The organism is Gammaproteobacteria bacterium, assembly GCA_013696315.1.
Taxonomy (GTDB): domain Bacteria; phylum Pseudomonadota; class Gammaproteobacteria; order JACCYU01; family JACCYU01; genus JACCYU01.
In genome coordinates, this window is the sequence record JACCYU010000205.1 from 1 (window position 1) to 3,370 (window position 3,370).

3 protein-coding genes and 1 pseudogene are annotated in these 3,370 nt (G+C 60.5%); 2 read left to right on the forward strand and 2 right to left on the reverse strand.

Annotated features, from left to right (window positions below; all coding sequences use genetic code 11):
• Positions 1-534: tRNA epoxyqueuosine(34) reductase QueG (queG, locus tag H0V34_12025; GenBank protein ID MBA2492386.1), on the forward strand; the 534-nt coding region annotated here is incomplete at its 5' end.
• 43 nt (positions 535-577) lie between these two features.
• On the opposite strand, the pseudogene H0V34_12030 reads toward queG, so the two are convergent.
• A pseudogene (locus H0V34_12030) lies at positions 578-1,120 on the reverse strand (Uma2 family endonuclease).
• A 117-nt stretch (positions 1,121-1,237) separates the two neighbouring features.
• Complete coding sequence (gene pgi / locus H0V34_12035; protein ID MBA2492387.1) at positions 1,238-2,878, reverse strand: glucose-6-phosphate isomerase; 1,641 nt, start codon at positions 2,876-2,878, stop codon at positions 1,238-1,240.
• Between the two features lie 153 nt (positions 2,879-3,031).
• On the opposite strand from pgi, the gene H0V34_12040 reads away from it, so the two are divergent.
• Positions 3,032-3,370, forward strand: a 339-nt coding sequence (locus H0V34_12040) for a phosphoenolpyruvate carboxylase (protein ID MBA2492388.1), incomplete at its 3' end; no start/stop codon positions are given.

Consider the following 3,370-nt stretch of genomic DNA (forward strand, 5'->3'; position numbering starts at 1 on the left):
GAACTTTACACCGACCTGCCGTTGCCGATGGATCGCGAGGTGGCGGATCACTGCGGGTCCTGCCGCGCCTGCATCGACGTGTGCCCGACCGGCGCCATTGTGGCACCTTATGAACTCGATGCACGCCGCTGCATTTCGTATCTGACGATCGAGCTGCGCCGCGCGATTCCCGAACACCTGCGGCCGCTGATCGGCAACCGGATTTACGGGTGCGACGATTGCCAGCTCGTGTGCCCGTGGAATAAATTCGCGCACACTTCAGAACTGGCGGATTTCGCGGTGCGCCATGGACTGGATGCACCGCGGCTGGTCGCGCTGTTCGCCTGGAGCGAGCAGGAGTTTTTGCAACGCACCGAAGGGTCGGCCATCCGGCGTATCGGTTATGCCTGTTGGCTGCGCAACATCGCGGTGGCGCTGGGCAATGCGCCCGGCTCCCCGGAGGTCATTGACGCACTACGAGGTCGCGCCGATGAGCCGAATGAAATGGTGCGCGAACACGCGCGCTGGGCGCTGGCGCGCCATCAGGATCAGTAGCGGTCAATGGTTCACTGCCGTCACGGCAGTCCACAAGTTTAGATTAGAAAAGACCGGAAAGATCCAGGGTCGCTACCGGCAACAGGCCTGGTGCAACCGCGGTCATCGCACTGGGTGTCACGACATCATGATATACGCCGCGCTCCGGTCGGCGGTAGATGGTTAATCGACCATTCTCGACATCGACCACCCATAGCTCAGGAATCCCGTGCCGCGCGTAAAGGGGCGCTTTGACCTTCTGGTCTTAACGCAACGACGATTCCGCGACCTCTATAGCCAGGAGCACATCTTTCGGCCGCGGATGCGAGGACTTGTAGAAATCGGCGTGGGGGCGCAACAAGGCGATGTCGGGCTCGGGTTCGGAATGGTCGTCGAGAATTGAAAGGATTCTGAGTCCAAACGAGCGCATGGTCGCCCACCGCACGTTCCAGGAGTCTGCTTAACTGACATGCGGTTCCGGCGTGGCGGCTCCTTCGATCAACTCCACGCGGGAGTCTTCGTGGAGAATACCCGCCTCGCCCATGCGGTGATAATCGGCCACCGTGAGGCGATGCCGGACAATCAGTTCTTCCGCCATATTCGACATAATTTGTGCTCCGCTTGCTATTGCTTGTCCGTTAGCTCATCCCAACGGCTCTGTACCGCCAAAAACCAGAGGCTCGCGTTGCCAATGACCTCATGTCCGTGGACGGGAACGTGCCCTCTACGCCAGAGATTTGTAATAATTCATCAGCCCATTGGTGGACGCATCGTGGGCGGTCGCAGGCCGGGCGGATTCCAGTTCCGGCAGAATCTCGCCGGCGAGTTGTTTGCCCAGCTCGACGCCCCACTGATCGAATGAATTAATGTTCCAGATGATGCCCTGAACGAATATTTTGTGCTCGTAGAGTGCAATCAGCGATCCCAGGGTTGCCGGCGTCAATTTGCGGAACAGAATGGAATTGGTGGGACGGTTGCCCTCGAACACCGTGTGCGCAACGCGCGCACGCCGATCTTCATCGCTCAAATCCTGTTTATCCAGCGCGGCTTGCGCTTCTTCCTCTGTTCTACCCCTCATCAGGGCTTCGGTCTGCGCGAAAAAATTCGACAGCAATATCGGATGATGCCGGCCCTGCGGTCGCTGGCTCTGCACGGGCGCGATAAAATCGGCGGGGACCAGCCGCGTGCCCTGGTGGATGAGCTGATAGAACGCATGCTGACCGTTGGTGCCCGGTTCGCCCCAGATGACGGGGCCGGTGACATAGTCGACGCGCCTGCCGTCCTTATCGACTGATTTGCCGTTGCTTTCCATGTCGGCCTGCTGCAAAAAAGCCGGCAGCAGGCGCAGCGACTGATCGTAGGGCAGCACCGCGTGCGTATTCGCGTCGAAAAAGTTGGTGTACCAGATCCCCAGCAATGCGAGGATTGCGGGCATATTCCGCGATAGCGGCGCCGTGCGGAAATGCTCGTCCATCGTGTGCGCGCCTGCCAGCAGTTCCTCGAAGCGATCCATGCCGACGAAAAGCGCGATCGGCAGCCCGATCGCGGACCACAGCGAATAACGCCCGCCCACCCAGTCCCAGAACTCGAACATGTTGCGCGGATCGATGCCGAACTCGGCCACCTTGTCGCGATGGGTGGACACAGCGACAAAATGCTGTGCGATGGCCGCCTGTTCGTGCGCCTTTTGCAGGAACCAGTCACGCGCCGTGTGTGCGTTGGTCATGGTCTCCTGCGTGGTGAACGTCTTGGAGGCGATGACGAACAGTGTGGAGCACGGCCTGACCTGAGCGAGCACGCGCGCGATTTCCGCGCCGTCCACGTTGGAGACGAAATGCATGCACAGCCGGGGGTGAGCGTAAGGTTCAAGCGCCGCGCACACCATCGCTGGCCCCAGATGCGAGCCGCCGATGCCGATGTTGACCACGTCCGTAATCGCCTCGCCCGTGTAACCAGTCCAAGCGCCGTCGCGCAAGTCTTCGGAGAATCCACGCATGCGCGCCAGCACGCCGTTGACCGCCGGCATCACATCTTCGCCATCGACTTTTGTGGCCTGTCCCGAACGGTTGCGCAACGCCACGTGCAGCACCGCGCGGCCTTCGGTGTCGTTGATCTTCTGCCCTTCGAACATGCGGTCGCGCCACCGGGGCACTTCGCGCGCTTCGGCCAGTGCGACGAGCAGACTTAAGGTTTCGTCGGTGACGCGGTTCTTCGAGTAATCCAGCAGCAGGTCGCCCAGCCGCACTGAATACCGCTCAAAGCGCGCGGAATCCTGCGCGAACAGCGCGCGCATACGCGTTGACGCGATTGCCTGGTGATGGGTCAGCAGGGCCCGCCAGGCAGCGGATTCGGTCAGGGTGGACATGGGTGGTCTCGCTTGCGGGCAGTCAACGCGTACCGCGCCACACGATATACCTTTGGCTTGTCGTCTGCCAATATACGCACGCTTACACTGTACCGCGCCCGTCATTAATCGTTGATTAATGGCGCTTTCGTTAAACCGACGACATCCAGAACGTTGCATACCCAGGACAGCTCCCGGCCTTCCACCGACAAGCAACTGCGCCAGCGGGTGAAGCTGTACGGCAATCTGCTGGGCGAAGTGCTGCGCGCGCAGGCGGGTTACACCGTTTACGCGGCTGTCGAGAAACTGCGCAAGGGCTATCTGGAGTTACACGATTGCGACGACCCAATGAAACGGCGCCGCCTGCTGGACACAATCGCGGACCTGGATATCGGCACGCTCGAACAGGTCATCCGCGCATTCTCTACTTATTTCAGTCTGGCGAATGTCGCCGAAGAGGCGTTTTTGCACCGCCAGCGTCGCGTGCAGGTCACCACTGGCAAGCCGTTATGG